We start from the raw sequence: 19,130 nt of genomic DNA on the forward strand, positions 1-19,130 counted from the left end.
AACCATAAGCTAGTAGGGTTAGGTGAAAGCTTATGAGTTACATAATAACTACCATATCATCCGATTAGCTTATGCTTACACCTTCAATTTCTGCCTCCGATAATTCATACAATTCGCGTAACTTCTGTAATTTCTCCTCAGAAGGTTGCCAGAAACCTCGCCCATTTGCTTCTATCATTCTCGCAACAATATTGCGGAAAGCTTCGGGATTCGCCTCACGCAATTTATTTGCCATTTCTGCATCTAAAGCATAGGTATCTGCTGCTTGGTCGTATACCCAATCATCGGTAAAATCAACAGTCCCTCCCCAACCAATTAGTGCTGTCATGCGTTGGGAGATTTCGTAAGCACCACCGGAACCTTGATTCGCCATTGCTTCTGCCCATTTGGGGTTTAGCAATTTGGTACGGTACTCCATACGAAGTAAATCGTCTAAATTGCGAGGCGTGGTGTCTTTAGAGAAGCTTTCGACGAAGCTGGCGCTAACTTTTTTACCGCGTTGTTTTTCTGCGGCTTTTTTCAAGCCGCCAGTGTTGGCGTAATATTCTTGAATATCGGTAAGACCATATTCAACCGAGTCGATTTCTTGGACAATGCGATCGCTTGTTTGCAACAACTGCGTCAGCACTTCCGGTCTAGCTTGTCCTTTGTCTTTTCTACCGTAGCTGAAGACATTGCGATCGCGCCAAGTATCGCCCAATTCATCGCCAGATTCCCAGTTACCATCGGTTACGCGATCGTTCACTAACGAACCAAAATCACCGGCGGGGTTAGAAAATAATCGCGCTGAGGGATTGTCTACACCTTGAGATTTCAATGCTAAAGCGTGTTTGCGGATAAAGTTTTGGTCTTCCGGTTCCTCAGCATCAGCGGCGCGTTGAAACAAATCATCCAACAATTCAATAATGTTGATAAAGGTATCGCGGAAAATTCCCGAAAGATTCCCTAACACATCAATACGCGGATGACCAACTTCTGCTAAGGGTTTTAATTCATAACGGACAATTCTTCCCGTACCTTCCTTAACAGGTTCAGCACCCACTAATTCCAGCAAAATTCCCAGAGATTCGCCCTTCGTTTTAATCGCATCCAATCCCCATAACATCACTGCCACAGTTTCCGGATAAGAACCCTGTTCCTTAAGATGTTGGGCGATAATCTTTCTAGCAACTTCTCGACCCCTTTCGTAAGCGGCTGGGGAAGGCATCCGATAGGGATCTAAAGCATGAATATTCCTGCCTGTTGGCAACACACCAGCACCATCCCGCAACAAATCACCACCCGGCGCAGGCGGAATATATTCGCCATTAAGTCCCCGCAGCAAATTAGTGATTTCTTCACTATTTTGTTGCAATAAATCACGTATTTTTATCGCTTCATCTATTAACTCTGGAAGATTAGGATTGATGCGAAATTTAACATTAGGATATGTTTTGTTTAAGGATTCCCAGTGTGCTGATAGTGCTGCCTGGTTGTCTGCGCCTTTAGCAACTGCCTCAATAATGTCTTTTGGCAATTCAAAATAAGCATCAAAATAGCTAATTAGTCCTTCGGGAGTTGGTGGTTCCCCCAGCGTATGCAAACCAGATGAGAAAAGACGATTTTCTAGAACTTGCAGATATTCATACAGTTTTACTAAGTAAGAATTAAAAACATCTGCACTGAACAGTCTGGCATTCTCAGGAGAGAAGTCAATACCTAAGCGTTTAGCATCCTCAAAAGAACAATCTGCATCCAAACCCGTATCTACAATCTTTTTACAAATCGCTTCCTTGAGGGCGTAATTTTTTTGCGGGTCTTCCCGATACTCCGCGATTAAATCGCGCAGCGACACCAATTCTTTGTACAATCCAGCACGACCATAAGGCGGCACATTATGGGAAATCAGCACCCCGTAGCCGCGACGCTTTGCCAACATTGATTCAGAAGGATTGTTTGCCGCATAGATATATAGATTGGGGATATTTCCTAGCAGAATATCTGACCAAGAATAGCCCGTATTACCGAGCGGAGATCCGGGCAACCATTCAACCGTTCCGTGCATTCCGAAGTGAACGACAGCATCAGCTTGAAAGTCGTTTTGCAACCATTTATAGAAAGCGGCATACTGAGGGTGAGGTGTTAAATCGCGCTCAAACATTAGCCGCATCGGGTCGCCGGAAATTCCCAAGGGTGGCTGTACGCCTATCCAAATATTTCCTAGTTGTATCCCTCCAATTTGAAATTCATCTCCATAAGTTTTGATGCCAGTTCCAGTGAGGGATTTCCACTGTTTTTCGATGCGAGTCGTTAGCAAATATCCCAGCCAATTTTCTAAGGTTTTAGCGTTAACGCTTGTACTTCCCTGAACTCCGCCGTCAACGGAGGTGAATGATCTTGCCCCCTCCCCGTTCACGAGGAGGGTTGGGGTGGGGTTCTCATCCGCTTCTTTCACCAGGCGAATTAATTCTTCCCCATCTTCCGGTAATTTTCCGACGTTGTAGCCTTGGTCTTTGAGGGCGTGAAGGAATTTAATAAGACTTCGAGGTACATTCAATAAAGCCGCTGTCCCCGTCGCCCCATATCCAGGCGGAAAACCATATAAAATTACGGCAATTTTACGTTCAGCCGTTGGCTTTTGTCGCAGGGAAATCCATTTTTTCAACCTTCCAGTTAAACGCTGAACTCGTTCTGGAATTAGATAAATATCTTCTCCTACTAATCCACCGAGGGGAACAGGATCGATTGCCCCATCCAGTTCTGGCAAAGCATATAAAACAACACTTTGTAACCCGCCCACACCCTGCCGCGTCCAAGAATGGATATCTTGAATTAGTAGCGGTGCAGCGACGATATAGGGTACATTCTTGGCAGTTAGAATGCGTTTTGCTACTTCCACTTGTCGCCCTGCTTCCATTGACCCCGCAGGGCCACCGACGAGGGGAAAGCCAATCGTAGAGACAATTGCATCTACTGGAACCGCATCTTCAGACAGAGATGGAGTTTCAAGATTACCGAGTTGTCGCTGTTGCATTTCGTAGTCTGTGGTCATCCAATCCCGCACCGCCACATGACCTTCGACGCCGTTGATAAAGATTGGCAAAGGTATCAACCCAGCTTTCTCAAAGTGGCGAATGAGTTGGGGAATGTAAGGCTGTTTGGTGATAACGTGCTTGCGATAAAGCAGAATACCGACAACTGGGGATTGGGAATTGGGAATTGGGAATTGGGAATTGGTAATTGGTGAATTCTCTTTGTTATTTTCTTCTCCTTTGCGAAGCTGTCGATACCATTCCAAATATGCCCTTGGAGATTCAAAAAAGCCTTGATAATCGGGATGCAGCAATCCCATATTTGGAGTTTCAACTGGCGGCGGAATTTCTCCTACCTTTAACTGCAAATATTTCTCTGCCAGCGTCCAGAACATCGACGCGACATTTTCTGTTCCACCAGCGTTCCAATAACCGTAAATAATCAGCCAGTTGCGTAAGTCTTGCACTTTCTGCACTGGCACAAATTTTAATAACTTTGGCCCAACTTTTAAAAAGCTAATATAACCCGCAAGTTTGTCTTCTTCTCGACCGTTGCTGAATTTGTCGAGAATAAATTTAACAGGTTTGGGCATTCCCTTGGGCTTGTCGCCAATTTTGAATGCGCCTATCTGAGTGAGGCTCATCAATTCCAAGGCTGACTCGAAAACGAGGCGAATGGGGATATTTTGCACCCTTTGGCGCAACCACATCACTTGGTCGTAATCAAATAGCAGACTACCGAAAAAGACATCTGCCCCTTGGAGTGCGGCTTCTACGGCGTCTGGTTCCGTCGTGAGGGCGCGATCGCTAAACACCCGAATATCCAACTCCGGACACCTAGCCTGAGCCAAATGAGCTGCCTTCCGGTACAAGTCAGCGTTGAATGATTCAAACCCAGCGATTAGAACAATGCGTTTCATGCCCAGAGATATTAAAGGTTCCTCCTTTCGATCTTAAGCAGGAACCTTGGGGATGGGACGCCTAAGCCCACCCCGACCTTCAGATTGCTTTTAGTAACTCGCCCTGAGCATCCCGCTGAAGATATTAAAGTTCTTATCAATCAAACCGATTAAACTCTGAGCATTAGAGAGCGATCGCGGTGGGTTAGAAATCAGCGTATCTAAGGCAATCAAGCGATTAAAATCAACTTTGATGTCACCAGTCCGCTCGGTTTTCCCATCGCTTTCATAAAACTTGACCCCCGCCTTCTTGTGCATAATCTCAATCAACTCCTGCGCCATGATGCCATAGCCAATGGTAGTAGGATGAATACCATCCAAAGAGAATAAGCCGCCTTGAGTGCGACCTGTTGCATCAGCTTTAAAAAAGCGGGAATCTGGTACAGGTGAAAGTGCCTGAAGCTCAGGTGGCAACTCGTACTGACCACCCACTTCATCCCACCAAGTCGGTCTGGCTTCGGGGTCTTGAATATAGCGCCTGGATGCCAAGCGATCCAACAAGCCAGCCATTTCAAACAGATACCAATCTCTGCCTTCCTGTCGAGCCTGACGCACCGCATCGGTTATATAGTCGTTGTACTGGTCGATGGCACTATCGATTGCTCGTGCCTCCTCCTCTGTCAGGTACGGGTGCTTATCCGGATCGAATTCTTCTTCGGTAAGCCAAGGCAAAGAGTAGTAAGGGAAGTATCGAGATCCCGGATTAGCTTTTTTCCCTTCATTGTCTTTATTGATACCACGGGCAAAAGGAAGGATGGTGATGTGAGGAACCGTTGCCAAGATTACATGGCGAGCGCCGATTTGCTTAACTTCCTCAACCAGCTTGTCCAGTTCAGCCTTAAAGTGAATCGGACGCCAGACAGTATAGCGATCGTTGACCGCCATATCGTCATAACCTTCAGCAGTCCAAGCCGCCTTAAATGTCAGAATACTACCCAGCGCATTGTTGCCACCGATGATAACAAGCAGCGTTTCAATGCCGTTACCATCGCTTTCTTGCGTCCCCTCAGCGCCCAGTGCTGCCGCCGCTTGCAGTGGCGTCAGCGCGTTGCCTTGTGCATCCCGCGCCGAATTCAAAACTCGGATAGCAGCGCGTTCGTTATGATACTCGACAACCTGCCGCAGATAATCGTCTTTAGGCGGATTTTTCCGAATGATGTCTAGGCAAATGTCCGCAGTACGCGACAGGGTATTCCGCAAATCCCAACCATAGACCGCCAGGTTGTGATTAATCCCTCGCTGAATTGGGAAGCGGGAGCCTGCGTCACGTTCCCAATAATCCTCTATATCGTCCATGTAGTGGCGTATAAACAACAGCGCTGGAGCGAAATCCAACCAGTTGATATCACCAAACTCCCGATCGAGTTGTCGAGCCAGATGTTCTAGGTTCAGCGGAAACCCGTCTCCTGGCCCGTCGTAGGTGGGATAACGCATCTGGTTAGACCAGCCCATTTCCTTGGCAATCATCATCGGATAGGAGAGGCTAGTATTGAAGATTGCCCCACTTTGAAAGCCGTGAGAGAGAGAGTCCCCAATCGTGACCAGCCGATGCTTAGGAGTTCCTTGTCTACTCACTTCAACGGCAATACCCAGGCTGGGATCTGTAATGGGTTTTCGCGCCTGTGCCTGAATAATTACATCGTCTGGCGTGCGATCGCGCATTCGATTTCCAGAGTCTGCCATAAAGTCTCCTTATTAAAAAAAGCGAACATTCGTTACCAGATGCTCCACAACCGATGAGATAAAATCCGGAATTTGTGTTAAATCAGCAGCGGTTTCAAATTAGCCGGTAGAATCTCTAAGACGATAAGATTCAATTAAATATTGTAGCAATTTGTAACAATATTTAAATCTTTTATTTGAAAAGTGGACAGAAGATTAGGTAGAGGTTTTACTATAAAAGCTACCTCAAGTTCAAGAAAATTTAATTTCATAAAAAAGCCAGATAATTAATTAACTATTAATTATCATAAGTTAGAGGATTGATTTTAGGCATAATATATTTTCCAATAATGTAATTATTAGAATTAAATAGGAAGATAGACAGAAAATGGAAATAATAACTAAAGTTATATATCGAAACTTATTAAGCATTAAGCTATAAAATGCAAGTGTATCGCACAAGCAGTGTAACTCTCATTGGCTGCGTTCTTTTGTAGTGCTAAAATAGCACAAAAGCTAGACTTACTCGATGGCTTTCTGTTGGCTAGTTAACAGAAAAGTTAGCAATATTGAATTCAGGTGGAATCTATGGCTTTTAATATCAGTGCGCTGAAATTACCCACACTCAAAATCGGCTCTAATGGAGCAGCAGTCAGTGCTTGGCAAAGCTTTTTAAAAGAGGCTGGTTATCCGATAGGAACCGTTGATGGAGACTTTGGCAAGATTAGCGATACAGCTACCCGTAGTTATCAGCAAAGGAATAACTTGCCGGTTAATGGAGTTGTGGATAATACCACCTACACCAAAGCTTTGAGCGACGGTTTTCTTTATAAAGTTCCCAATCTTACGGCAGCAATGTTGCTTGCTTATCTGCGCTTTGGCGAGGCAGAGGTTAAAGATTTACAAAAGTCTTTGAATACTATATTGGTTCCCGACTTAACCGTAGATGGAGACTTTGGAGCTAGAAGTAGCCAAGGGTTAGCCCAAGCTTATCTCCAAAGAGATGTGCGCTTGCGTGATGAATTGGAAAATCTACTTTCTGCAACGACTAAGCAGAAATTAGGCGCAGATTTTATCCCAGCAATGGATATCCTCAACGCCTATGCCAAAAGAATCCGATTTCGCTTGAGTGGTCCGCATTGGTATGACAACTTTCCGACTAGCCGCTCGATTTCTGATTTAGCTTCGCCTTTCCGAGAAAAGGTAGCAGCTTTTCAAAAAGCTTTAATTGATGCGGGTGCCCAAACCATTATTGCCGCTACCTATCGACCTCCACAAAGAGCTTATATGATGCACTATTCGGCTCGGATTAGTCGAGGAGAAATCAGAGCAGAAAATGTACCAAATATGGCGGGAGTTGACATTGAATGGGTACATTATACGAACGCTGTAGCTGTGCAAGCTGCACAACTGATGGTAGATGAATTCGGGATTGGGGGGAATCCGGTGGCTCTAAGATCTCGCCATACTGAAAGGCTAGCCATCGATTGGAACATTACCTGGGAAGGAATTCTAAAAATAAAAAAGAGAGATGGCACCCTGGTGAATATTGGCGCTCCCACGAATGGTGCCAACAATACGGCTCTCTATAGTGTGGGTGCATCCTATGGCGTATTTAAGCTAGCAAATGACCCGCCCCACTGGTCAGTTGATGGTCGCTAAGGCTGAGGAGTTTTTTGAGTTAAGATTTTGAGTTTAGATTGTAGAGACGCGATTTATTGCGTCTCTATTTATCGATAGTTCAGAAATTTAGATTGGGCAACAGTAAAGCAAAATGGTATGAAAACAAAAGGTAAACTTTGCTGATTGCCGAACATCTACCCAACTGAGAGCTATGCAAGTTCAAAGATTTGACCTTAGCGCGGTTATCATCCGCACTACTGCGATCGCTCTACTGGCATTAATTGCTGGCTGTTCATCCGATCCATATACAGAATCAGCACTCCAGCCAACCAAATCCTCGAATCGCGCCGCTACTACAGCAGAAGTGGGTTTAGCACGCCACTTGAAGCGCACCAAAGCCAAATTTTACGGGGCATATTGGTGCCCTTTCTGCACAAAACAGAAAGAACTGTTTCCAAAAGAGGCGCTTGGTTATATAAACTACATTGAGTGCGATGCGGGCGGTAAAAATCCGCGTCCAGACCTCTGCACAAAGGCAAAGATTAAAGGCTTTCCCACTTGGGAAATTAAGGGGCGGCGTTACTCAGGTCTGCTTTCTTTAGAAGAACTCGCCGAGCTATCCGGGTATAAAGGCGATCGCAACTTCCAAAACCGAATTTGATCCGTGTCGCCAAACGCTTCGCTCAAACGAACAATGCCATGCCCCTCCGATGGTTCCCTCATTGTGGCTGCACAGCGGCTGGAGAGGAAATGGGTTGTGCTTGTCCGGCTTGTACGAGAGCTTGATAAATTGCAGCAGCTACCTCAGCACGAGTCGCCGCTTGATTCGGTTTGAGCAAGTTTTGATTCGGATAGTTAATCACAAGACCGGCGGCTGTAGACGCTGCGACACCTTGGGTCGCGTATTTAGGAATCTCCTTGGCGTCTTGATAAGTCTGCAAAGCTTGAGCCGGATTGGACGGTGGTTTCAGCCCTAAGCCGCTAGCAAGCGCAACCAAAACTTGCGCTCTCGGAATTTCTTGGTTTGGGAGAAACCGATTTCCCGGATATCCTTTCAAAAAACCCGTTGCCACAGCTTGCTTGATTCCAGCTTCAGCCCAGTACCCAGAGGGGACATCTTTAAAATTCAAAGCATTCTGAGCCGGTTTTTGACCAAAAGCTTTCCGCAACGGAGCCGTAAATTCCGCTCTAGTGATCGGTTGATCGGGGCGAAAAGTGCCATCGGTGAAACCCGCGAGGATGTTGCGTTCAACCAGCGCTTGAATGTAAGGACGCGCCCAGTAATTGTCGGGGATATCGGAAAAGTTGATCGGTTTAGCTGGGGCAGAAGCTGTGGGGGCTGGTACGGGAACAACCGCCGCTGGCGCGGAAGGCGCAGGCGCGGGTACTGTGGCGGGGGCGACTGACGGCGCTGGGGCGGAAGGCGCGGGTACGGGTACGGGAATAATCGGGACGCTTCCCGATACCGTGTTTGGATCGTCCGGTATGAGTAGCGTTGAGTTTGGGTCGCTCGGTGAAGCAGAAGGTGCCGGAACCGTTTGCTGGGTGGGCGATTCTCCGGGTATCACCGTTGGTAGCGGCGCTGCTGGCTTTGGACTCGCCGTGGCGTCAGGAGTCGGCAATCCGGTCAAATTCAACCCTGGCTCCCTTCTACCAATTGACCAGAAGAAAATCGTGCCAATCACGCCGAAGGCAACAACAATGCCAATCAACTCATCAAAGCCAAGCCGAGAGGAACGTGGATCGGGGGGAGGTGATGTCATTTACCTGAGTTCATGCAGCAAGTAGCTTATACCCTAAAATGCCTAGCTAAGTCATCCTTCTTAAAGCAAGAATTAAAAATTTTTGGAGGACAGAGTATGAAACTTGTTTTAATTGAAAGTCCTGGCAAACGGCAGAAATGGCAGAAAAGCCTTGGTTCTGGCTACCGAGTGATGGCAAGCATGGGTCACGTCGTTGAGCTGGCTAAAGACGGGGAAGATGCACTGGGATTTGACCTATCAGGCGATCGCGTTACTTGTCGATTTGTCCCCCGTGGCGACCGAGGCAAAAAGGTTCTCACAGAATTAAAACAAGCCGTCAAATCAGCAACCGAAGTCATATTTGCGACAGACCCAGACCGGGAAGGTGAGGTCATTTCTTGGCATCTGGCACGAGAACTCAAGGTAAAAAATCCCCGGCGAGTAGTGACGAGCGAAATTACAGAAACTGCGATTAAAAAAGCAGTGAGCAAACCCCGTCCCCTCGACCAGAACTTAGTAGATGCAGCTCTTCTGAGGACGTGTCTCGACAAGCTAGTTGGCTTCAGAGGCTCCCCTCTGGTTTGGTCGCTCAAAAACGGAGCCAAGTCAGTCGGTCGGGTTCAAAGCGCAACCTTGCACCTATTATGCGATCGCGAGAGAGCGATTACAGCCTTTGTCCCTGAAGATTACTGGTCTGTTTACGTTGACTACGCCGAGGGTTTCCGAGCCTTTTATGCAGGACAAGCCAATGGTTCCAAGGAGCCGGAAGTAGAGGAAACCGATGATTCTGAGTCTCCTGATAGCAAAAAATCTGCTGAAGGAACCAGAGTGACAACACAAACTCAGGCGGATCAACTGGTGGCGATGGCGAAGAGTCATCCGCATCAGGTAGTCAGCACCCAAGGTAAAGTGAGTTTCAAAAAACCACCCGCCGCATTTACTACCAGTTCCCTTCAGCAAGCAGCAGGAGCGCGTCTAAAGCTGAATCCAGAGAAAACAATGCAAGTGGCGCAAAAGCTGTACGAACAAGGATACATCACCTATATGCGTACAGATAGCCCAACTTTATCTGAGGAGTTTTGCGCTTCGGTGCGGAAGTATCTGGAGCAAAATGACCCAGAGAATGTCCCCCAAAAGACGACTGTTCGTAAAAGTGCAGCGCTGTCCCAGGAGGCGCACGAGGCAATTCGACCGACAGAGATTACCCGGCTACCATCCGTCATTAAAGCAGAGTTAACACCCGAAGAAGCTGGATTGTATGATTTGATATGGCGACGCGCGATCGCTTCTCTATGCCAATCAGCGCGACTCCTGAAGACGAAAATTGTTACGAAATCTGGTAGCGTCACCTGGCAAGCTCTGGGTCAGGTGCTACAGTTCGAGGGCTATCTCCGCTACTGGCGAGATATTGGTTCAGATCAAGTGTTGCCGACTCTCAAAGAAGGGCAACCGCTGACCTGTACCCATGCGGATGCCGATCAGAAGCAGACGATGCCACCACCCCGTTATTCTGAGTCTAAGTTGATTCAGGTGATGGAGAAACAGGGGATTGGGCGTCCTAGCACCTATGCTCCGACTGTAAAGACTTTGAAAGAGCGGGAGTATGTGGTTCTGAAGAAGGGGTTGCTCGTTCCGACCCAGCTAGGGATGGAAGTGGATGAGTTCTTGGGTCGGGTGTTACCTGAGCTGATTCGTGCAGATTTTACGGCAAAGATGGAGCGGGAATTGGATGCGATCGCTCACGGTAAGCTGGACTGGCAAAAGTATTTGACTAGCTGGAACCGCGACTATTTTGCCCCAGCGATCAAGAAAGCCGGGGCAAAAATTCCCACTTCTATGCCGACTGTAACGAATTCAAGCCGAGTTCAGGTCACTCAACCTGTTCAGGAACCCCCGGATACTCGCACCGATACTCGGTCTGAACTCACTAATATTCGGTGTCCGAAATGCAAACATCCGATGACGAGGATTTACTCGAAGTCTAAAAAACTTCAAACAGACCATTTTTTGAGCTGTGATGAGCGTAATAATGGCTGTGGTGCTGTGATGTTTTTTAACGTATCTACGCTAGAGTATGAATTGCCTGACGCTAAGCGGAAAAACCCGCCGCGTTCTGACAAGCCTTCTCAGCATTCTTGTCCGATTTGTGGCTCTCCCCTAGAGCGTTACAAATACACCAAAAATGGTCAAGATAAGGTGATGTTGCGTTGCTCTAACCCGAAAACCAAACAAAATAAATGCAAAGAGGTAGCCTTCTTTGAGAGTAAAAAAGGTAACTGGTGGTCGCCAAAATTTGGCGAGCTTGGCGCGGAGTAATTCAGTAAGAATGCGTAGCTATACCTGTGGCTTAGTTTTTTGATTTACAAAGCGCCTAATTGAAATACGTTGTTTGCTTGATGGTTTAAGGGTCTGGCGTGTACGCAATCATTATCAAGTTTTAACTAAAAAATAAACGCCAAGTCAGTCCCCCAATCCCTCAACTCGAATTGCCTTCTATTGGAGATATATTTTAAACTACAGCAAAACCATTCACAAAGAACAGAGGCATCTCAACACTTTGGTAGTTGCCCTTACACATAGCTGGAAATAAAATAGCTATGTGTAAGCATACTTTGGTTGGCATCAGTAGTTAATAGCATCACATTTATTTAAAGGTTTTATTCATACATAACAATAAATATAGCTAAATTTAAAGTGATAGCAGACCTTATTTTTACTACAATGCTTTATAAATTTAAAAAGTATTTTTGTTGTTTTAACCGTTGTTTTAATAAAAAGTTGAACAAGAGAAACTTACCTATTTTTTTATAAATTCTAAAATCAAAACTAAAATAAATACACTCTTTTACCTTTTCAAATTGAATCAAATTTAAATTGTAAAAAATTGAAACCTGTAGTTTCAGCGTACTTGCGATTCTAAATTACCAATTTTAAATACTCTAAGTTTTACTGTGCCTGGGTTTTAACCCCTAAAAATTTTTTTAACCACCATCCCTTAGCTTTATACCCTGTAACCAAGGCTTGGCAGAGAACTCAAAAAATCAAGTCATTATAACATAAAACCTCAAGCACAAGAAAATTTGTTAAAATAGTTAACTTGCTTCAAGGGACTGAAATTGCTATTATTTAAATTCCTGATTTTGCCTATCTCCGTGCAGCCTACAAAGCTTTCGCCCAAGCTGAGAATATGAAGCTGGGTGTACCCACTCGTGTGAAAATAAACAGCAAACTTCCACAGGTTTAAATTGAGTGGATATACAACTACACTAAAGCGGAATAACTTGGTATCATAACCCTTTGAACCAGGAACGTCACTAGCGTCAGGTTGAGGAATGAAGTCTGATAAATCATTGATAAACAACAAAATTAAGCGGCAACTGCAACAAACACCAGTGGCGATTATCGGAATGGGTTGCATTTTTCCGCAAGCCAGGACTCTAGAAGAGTATTGGGAAAATATCATTACAAAAACCGATTGTATCTCTGATGTTCCTCCCTCACGCTGGCGGATTGAGGACTACTACGATCCAGATCCCAAGGCACCGGATAAGACTTATTGCAAACGAGGCGGATTCATCCCGGATATTGATTTTGATCCGATGGAATTTGGTCTGCCTCCCAATATTCTAGAGGTGACAGATGTCGCCCAAATGCTCTCGTTGGTAGTTGCCAAACAGGCAATGGAAGACGCTGGTTACGGTGAATCCAGAGATTTTAATCGGAAAGGCACAGGCGTCATTCTGGGCGTAGGGGGCGGGCAGAAACTAATTACGCCGCTAACTGCCCGTTTGCAATATCCCGTTTGGGAGAAGGTTCTTAAAAACAGTGGTGTATCTGACGAAGATACCCAAAAGATTATTGAGAAGATAAAACTTGCCTATATCGGCTGGGAGGAAAATTCTTTTCCGGGCATGCTGGGGAACGTGATTGCCGGACGAATTGCCAACCGCCTAGATTTAGGAGGAATTAACTGTGTTGTAGATGCAGCCTGTGCCGGGTCATTAAGCGCCCTGCGGATGGCTTTGAGTGAATTGACCGAGTATCGTAGCGACATGATGATCGCGGGCGGTGTGGATGCCGACAATTCGATCTTCATGTATATGTGCTTTAGTAAAACGCCTGCCTTTTCTAAAGAAGGGAATTCTCGTCCCTTCGATATAAATTCCGACGGGATGCTGTTGGGTGAAGGCATGGGAATGATGGTTCTCAAGCGGCTTGAAGATGCCGAACGAGATGGCGATCGCATTTATGCCGTCATCAAGGGAATGGGCACCTCCAGCGATGGCAAATCTAAGAGCATTTATGCTCCTCGTTCGGAAGGGCAAGCCGTAGCGTTGCGTCGAGCTTATGAAGATGCTGGATTTGCACCCTCAACAGTCGGTCTGATTGAAGCTCATGGTACAGGAACCGTCGCTGGCGATCCGACAGAGTTTGCAGGCTTAAATGAAGTTTTTAGCCAAAACAACTCCCAAAAACAACATATTGCCTTGGGGAGCGTTAAGTCTCAGATTGGACATACCAAAGCAACAGCAGGTGCAGCCAGCCTGATCAAAACGGCTTTGGCTTTGCACCATAAGATATTACCCCCGACGATTAATGTTACCCAACCCAACCCTAAACTTAAAATAGAGGACTCACCCTTCTATTTGAATACCGAAACCAGACCCTGGCTTGGCATTGATGATGAAACGCCAAGAAGAGCAGGGGTCAGTGCGTTTGGCTTTGGAGGCACGAATTATCATGTCGTCCTCGAAGAATATCAAAGGGAACATCAACAGGCTTATCGTTTACACAGTACGCCAGCGACCATTCTGCTGGATGCTCCAACAGTAGGAGAATTATTGGCGAAGTGTGAAACCCTAGAGTCGCAATTAGCAAGCGATCGCGGCACACAACATTACACAGAACTTGTCAGCGCTGCGAGTTTAAAAATTCCCGTTGCCTCAGCCAGAGTGGGATTTGTCGCCACCTCTGCCGCAGAAGCCCGTGAATTATTGCAGATTACGATTGACTTACTGAAAAACAAACAGCAAGCCCAATCGTGGGAGCATCCCAAAGGAATCTATTACCGCAAAACTAGCCTGAACCCCCAAGGGAAGGTAGTGGCGCTGTTTTCGGGGCAAGGTTCGCAGTATTTGGAGATGGGTAAGGAACTTGTCCTTAACTTCCCTCAGCTTCGCCAAGCTTACAGCGATATGGACAAATACCTGGGCAAGAATGGGTTGCCACCCATTTCCCAAGTCGTTTTCCCGTGTCCTGTTTTTGACAACGCCCAAAAGGATGCCCAAATTGCGGCATTACAACAGACCGAAAATGCCCAACCCGCAATTGGTGCCTTGAGTTTTGGTCTCTACAAGATTATAGAAGAGGCAGGGTTCAAGCCTGATTATGTGGCAGGGCACAGCTTCGGGGAACTGACAGCCCTATGGGCGGCGGGCGTTCTGAATGACGAAGATTACTTTTTCCTCGTCAAAGCCAGAGGTCAAGCGATGGCATTCCCCGACGATCCAAAAGTTGATACCGGCATGATGCTGGCGGTGAAAGGGGATATTTATAAAGTCAAAGAAGTTGTCGAGAATTTCCCCAAAATCACCATTGCCAACTGGAACTCTAACAATCAGGTGGTATTAGCGGGGGCGAAGGGAGAAATCGCCAAAGTCCAGCAGAAATTGGAGCAGCTTGGGTATTCGGTTGTTTTACTACCCGTTTCCGCAGCTTTCCATTCACCGTTTGTCGCTCACGCTCAAAAACGGTTTGCAGAGGTGCTGGATCGCGTTACTTTCAATCAGCCGAAAATCCCGGTATACTCCAATACAACCGGAAATCTTTATCCAGACAATTCCCATACCATCGGACAAACCTTAGCTGCACATATTGTCAATCCTGTGCATTTTAAGCAGGAAGTTGAAAATATTTACGCAGCCGGGGGATATTTCTTTGTCGAAATTGGTCCCAGGAATATCCTGACCAATCTGGTGAAGAATATCCTCGAAGATCGACCCCATTTAGCGATCGCCTTGAATGCCAGTAGCAAAGGAGATAGCCAGCGCCAGTTGTGCGAAGCCTTTGTTCAGTTGCGCGTGGCTGGCTTGTCTTTAGATAACCTCGATCCTTACCTAGTTAAATCAAAAACATCCAATTCTCAGCAAAAGAAGAGATTGAATGTGCCTTTAAACGGCGCTAACTATGTCAGTGAGAAAACCAAAGCTGCTTTTGAACACGCTTTGCAAAACGGACACCAAATCAAGGGAAATCCAGAAAGGGAAAACAGGAATGGGAAATTGACACAGGAGCCGAAGAAATCTTTAGCCCCGAAACCAACACCACACATCGCCCCAATCCCTACCCCTCAACCCGTAATTCCCGTACCCGTAATTCCCCAAGTCAAAATGCCAGAGCCGATACCAGTTCCACCCGCAACCAAATCAGAGGCGCAACCCATGCAACAATCTTCTGTAAATAATCAGGGTCTTCTAGAAAGTTTAGAGCGCAACATGATGCGCTTTCACGAACATCAAGCTGCCAGCCAGCAAGTTCACGAACAATACCTGAAAAATCAGTTGGAATATTCCCAAAGATTTTTCCAGCTCATGCAGCAACATTATTCTCTTTTGGGGGCTGGTAATGGTGCGAATGGGTCAGTTGTGAATGGTCAGGCGTCAATCGCGCCGGTTCGGAACTTTGAGCAAGGACAAAACGGACAAGGAACCTCTGACAAACCACAGTATTCGGTTGTTTCCCCTACTGCCACGACTGTCGTACCGACACCCGAGAAGCTGATACATTCTGGGCTAGCTGCTCCAGAAATCGTCCCTACAGTGCCAGTATCTCCCGTTTCCAGCAATGGTTCGCAGCCAGCCCAGGCTCGCCAAGTAGAGACAAACGGCCTGCAAAATCAAATCGCTCAAGCAGAGCAGGCAGAAGTTGCGCCATCGATCATCGAAAAGACCTCTAGCCCCTCTGTAACAGCGCCGGCGGTGGATTTGACCCCCCTAATCGAATCCCTGTTAGAAGTAGTCAGCGAGAAGACTGGCTACCCCACGGAAATGCTAGAGCTTTCAATGGATATGGAAGCGGATTTGGGGATTGACTCGATCAAGCGGGTGGAAATCTTAGGAGCAATGCAGGAGTTATTCCCTGATTTGCCGCCGGTGAATCCAGAACAGCTAGCCGAACTCCGCACCCTCGCTCAAATTGTTGAATATATGGGCAACAAAGCGCCATCAACAGAGGTTGAGGTTTCTGCTCCAGCGGCAGCAGTTTCAGCGAAGGCAGAAAACGGATTTGTCTCCCAGGAGAAGGCGAATGCTCTGATCCAATCCCTGTTAGAAGTAGTCAGTGAGAAGACTGGCTATCCCACGGAAATGCTAGAGCTTTCGATGGACATGGAAGCAGATTTGGGGATTGACTCGATCAAGCGGGTGGAAATCTTGGGAGCAATGCAGGAGTTATTCCCTGATTTGCCGCCGGTGAATCCAGAACAGCTAGCCGAACTCCGCACCCTTGCTCAAATTGTTGAATATATGAGCCAGGAATCGCGGGTGGCTGAAAAAAAAACTTAACCCCAGAATCGCAGCAAGTTGAAGCTTCAGATGAAGCTTCAACTGAAGCTGAGCACAAGATTCAACGCGGTCGGGCGAGGCTCCAACCTCTAAGTGAGGTAGATTATTTGGATTTCACCTTGCCCGACCATCACATTTGTTTGCTGACCGATGACGGTAGCCCTGCCAGTATCAGATTGGTCAAGTCTCTTTCAGACCGAGGGTGGAAAGTGGTTGTATTAAGTTTCCCCGAATCTGTTATTGCCCAACGGCTACCGTTACCGGGAGGAATTAACCGTGTGGTGCTGGCAGATTTGAGCGAGGAGCATTTGAAACAACAGCTGATGGCGATCGCGCAAAACTACGGCTCCATTGGCGCGTTCGTTCATCTGCATCCCTCAATTCAAGAAAGTCTTGGGCAGGAATCGGAAAGAGCCATCCTCAAGCATATTTTTCTGATTGCTAAGCACCTCAAAAAATCCCTGAATGAAGCAGCACGTCAAGGACGCAGTTGTTTCCTCACCGTGAGCCGCCTGGATGGGCAATTCGGTTTAAGTCGCAAAACAGAGTTTAGCGCCATTGGTGGGGGGCTGTTCGGCTTGACGAAAACCCTCAACCTGGAATGGGAACGGGTGTTTTGTCGCGCCATCGATTTGAGTCCCGCTTTCGATGAAGAATTTGTCGCCCAATCGATTGTCGCGGAACTTCACGACCCCAATCGGTTGATTACCGAAGTCGGGTACAGTTCCCAGGGGAGAACCACCCTGGTAGCCGAGATGTGTAGGGTTAAGAAGAACGCTCGCGGCACAACACATCAAATTACTCCATCCTCGGTGTTTCTCGTCAGCGGCGGTGGACGCGGGATTACTTCCCAGTGTGTCATCAAGCTAGCGCAACGCTACCGATGCAAATTTATCCTCCTCGGTCGCTCAAGCATCAATCCGGAGCCAGCATGGGCAAAAGGCTGTGTTGATGAATTTGATTTGAAAAAGCGGATTATGGCAGATATTACTGCACGAGGAGAGAAACCCACCCCAATCAAAGTCCAAAAGACACTGAAGGGGATTTTAGCCCAACGAGAAATCGCCCAAACGCTGGAAGCGATTGAGCAAGCGGGTGGGAAAGCAGAATATCTCAGCGCCGACATTACCGATGCGATCGCTTTAAAGGAAAAACTAGCAGATGCCGTCCAGCGTTTCGGAGCGATTTCCGGAATTCTTCATGGTGCTGGCAATTTGGCAGATAAATTAATTGAGAATAAATCCGAACAGGATTTTGAAGCCGTTTATACTGCCAAAGTCAAAGGATTGGAAAATCTGCTGAGTTGTGTCAATCCGAATCAAATCAAGCATTTGGTGTTGTTCGCGTCAGCGGCTGGGTTTTACGGGAATATTGGTCAATCGGATTATGCGATCGCCAATGAGATTCTCAATAAATTTGCCCATCACTTTAAGCGCCTCCATCCCGAATGTCACGTAGCTTCCTTTAATTGGGGACCTTGGGATGGCGGGATGGTTACGCCTGAGTTAAAACAGATTTTTGCCGAACGCAAGGTTGAGGTAATTCCCGTTGAAGTGGGAACTCAGATGCTAGTTGACGAACTAGATTTTGGCGAACGGGAAACGGTACAAGTCTTAGTGGGGAGTCCTCTGGTAGTCGTGTCTGGAGAGCTAGATTCAGAACTCCGGACTTACCAAATTCATCGAAAATTAAACCTGAAAGCAAATTCCTTTTTGCAAGATCATGCGATTGGTGGTCAAGCGGTATTACCAACCGTTTGTGGTTCAGTATGGCTTGCCAATGTTAGCGAACAGCTATATCCTGGCTACAAGTTTTTTAGCTGCGAAAACTTCAAAGTCTTAAAAGGCATTGTTTTCGATGAAACATTGGCAAGCGAATACATCTTGGAAGTGAAGGAAGTCAATAAATCCCAGAACGAGCAGCTCGAACTCGCAGCGACGATATGGAGTGAAGCGGAACCCGGAAAACGCCGCTATCATTACAACGGTCAGGTGAAACTCCTGAAGGAAATTCCGGAAGCTCCCACTTATGAATTTGACTCCACTCAAAATCAAGAGTTTGCGTTTCTATCGCCTTATCAGGATGGTACCTTGTTTCATGGCCCTAGTTTTAAAGGGGTCAAACAAGTTTTAAATATTACGCCAGAAACCCTGACGATGGAATGTGTTTTACCCCAAATCGCTGAAGAACAGCGGGGACAGTTTCCGGCACAGGCATTCGATTTTGTCGCCAAAGATGTGCAATTTCAGTGCATGTTGATTTGGGTAAGGCATTTTTATCAGGCGGCTAGTCTCCCTTTACGCTGCCAGAAAGGAGAGCATTTCCAAATGATTCCCTTGGGTAAACCATTTTATGTGTCGATGGATGTCATTTCTAGCAATGAAACTAAGTTAGTGGCGAATATTACTTCCCACGATATCCAAGGAAAAGTTTACTCGCGAGTATTTGGGGCAGAAGTGACGATTAGCAAACAACTGAACCGTCTATTCTTTAACTCAGAAAAAGTAGGAGTTAAGTAATGGCGAGTTAAGAAACCATTCAGCGTGCTGTAGTAGCGATCGCTGCTACAGC

The 19,130-nt window shown here is 46.5% G+C and carries 8 protein-coding genes; 5 read left to right on the forward strand and 3 right to left on the reverse strand.

Going from position 1 to position 19,130, the window contains the following annotated elements; all coding sequences use genetic code 11:
* Window positions 1-64: 64 nt before the first annotated feature.
* Both bchH and NDA03_RS06575 read right to left on the reverse strand, forming a co-directional pair.
* Window positions 65-3,931 carry a magnesium chelatase subunit H gene (gene bchH / locus NDA03_RS06570; protein WP_348237628.1) on the reverse strand — a complete coding sequence of 1,289 codons (3,867 nt, stop codon included), beginning with the start codon at window positions 3,929-3,931 and terminating at the stop codon, window positions 65-67.
* Between the two features lie 90 nt (window positions 3,932-4,021).
* Window positions 4,022-5,653, reverse strand: a complete 1,632-nt coding sequence (locus NDA03_RS06575; RefSeq protein ID WP_348237629.1) for a hypothetical protein — start codon at window positions 5,651-5,653, stop codon at window positions 4,022-4,024.
* A 567-nt stretch (window positions 5,654-6,220) separates the two neighbouring features.
* Between NDA03_RS06575 and NDA03_RS06580 the strand changes: the two genes are divergently transcribed.
* Window positions 6,221-7,294: a peptidoglycan-binding protein gene (locus NDA03_RS06580; RefSeq protein ID WP_190439772.1), complete on the forward strand. Its 1,074-nt coding sequence runs from the start codon at window positions 6,221-6,223 to the stop codon at window positions 7,292-7,294.
* Between the two features lie 172 nt (window positions 7,295-7,466).
* Entirely contained in the window at window positions 7,467-7,916 is a 450-nt protein-coding gene (locus NDA03_RS06585) for a hypothetical protein (RefSeq protein ID WP_190412768.1), read from the forward strand.
* A gap of 58 nt (window positions 7,917-7,974) precedes the next feature.
* Here NDA03_RS06585 and NDA03_RS06590 read toward each other — a convergent pair whose 3' ends face one another.
* Window positions 7,975-9,018: an S-layer homology domain-containing protein gene (locus NDA03_RS06590; RefSeq protein ID WP_348237630.1), complete on the reverse strand. Its 1,044-nt coding sequence runs from the start codon at window positions 9,016-9,018 to the stop codon at window positions 7,975-7,977.
* A gap of 96 nt (window positions 9,019-9,114) precedes the next feature.
* Between NDA03_RS06590 and topA the strand changes: the two genes are divergently transcribed.
* The 3 genes from topA (at window position 9,115) to NDA03_RS06605 (ending at window position 19,078) form a co-directional block, all read left to right on the forward strand.
* Window positions 9,115-11,313 (forward strand): type I DNA topoisomerase, encoded by a 2,199-nt coding sequence (topA, locus tag NDA03_RS06595; RefSeq protein ID WP_348237631.1) that lies wholly within the window; start codon window positions 9,115-9,117, stop codon window positions 11,311-11,313.
* Between the two features lie 1,016 nt (window positions 11,314-12,329).
* Complete coding sequence (locus NDA03_RS06600; RefSeq protein ID WP_348237632.1) at window positions 12,330-16,559, forward strand: beta-ketoacyl synthase N-terminal-like domain-containing protein; 4,230 nt, start codon at window positions 12,330-12,332, stop codon at window positions 16,557-16,559.
* Between the two features lie 107 nt (window positions 16,560-16,666).
* Complete coding sequence (locus tag NDA03_RS06605) at window positions 16,667-19,078, forward strand: SDR family NAD(P)-dependent oxidoreductase (RefSeq protein ID WP_348237633.1); 2,412 nt, start codon at window positions 16,667-16,669, stop codon at window positions 19,076-19,078.
* The last annotated feature ends 52 nt before the right edge of the window (window positions 19,079-19,130 follow it).

The sequence above is a fragment of the Trichocoleus sp. Lan genome, from assembly GCF_039961855.1.
Classification (GTDB): domain Bacteria; phylum Cyanobacteriota; class Cyanobacteriia; order Cyanobacteriales; family FACHB-T130; genus FACHB-T130.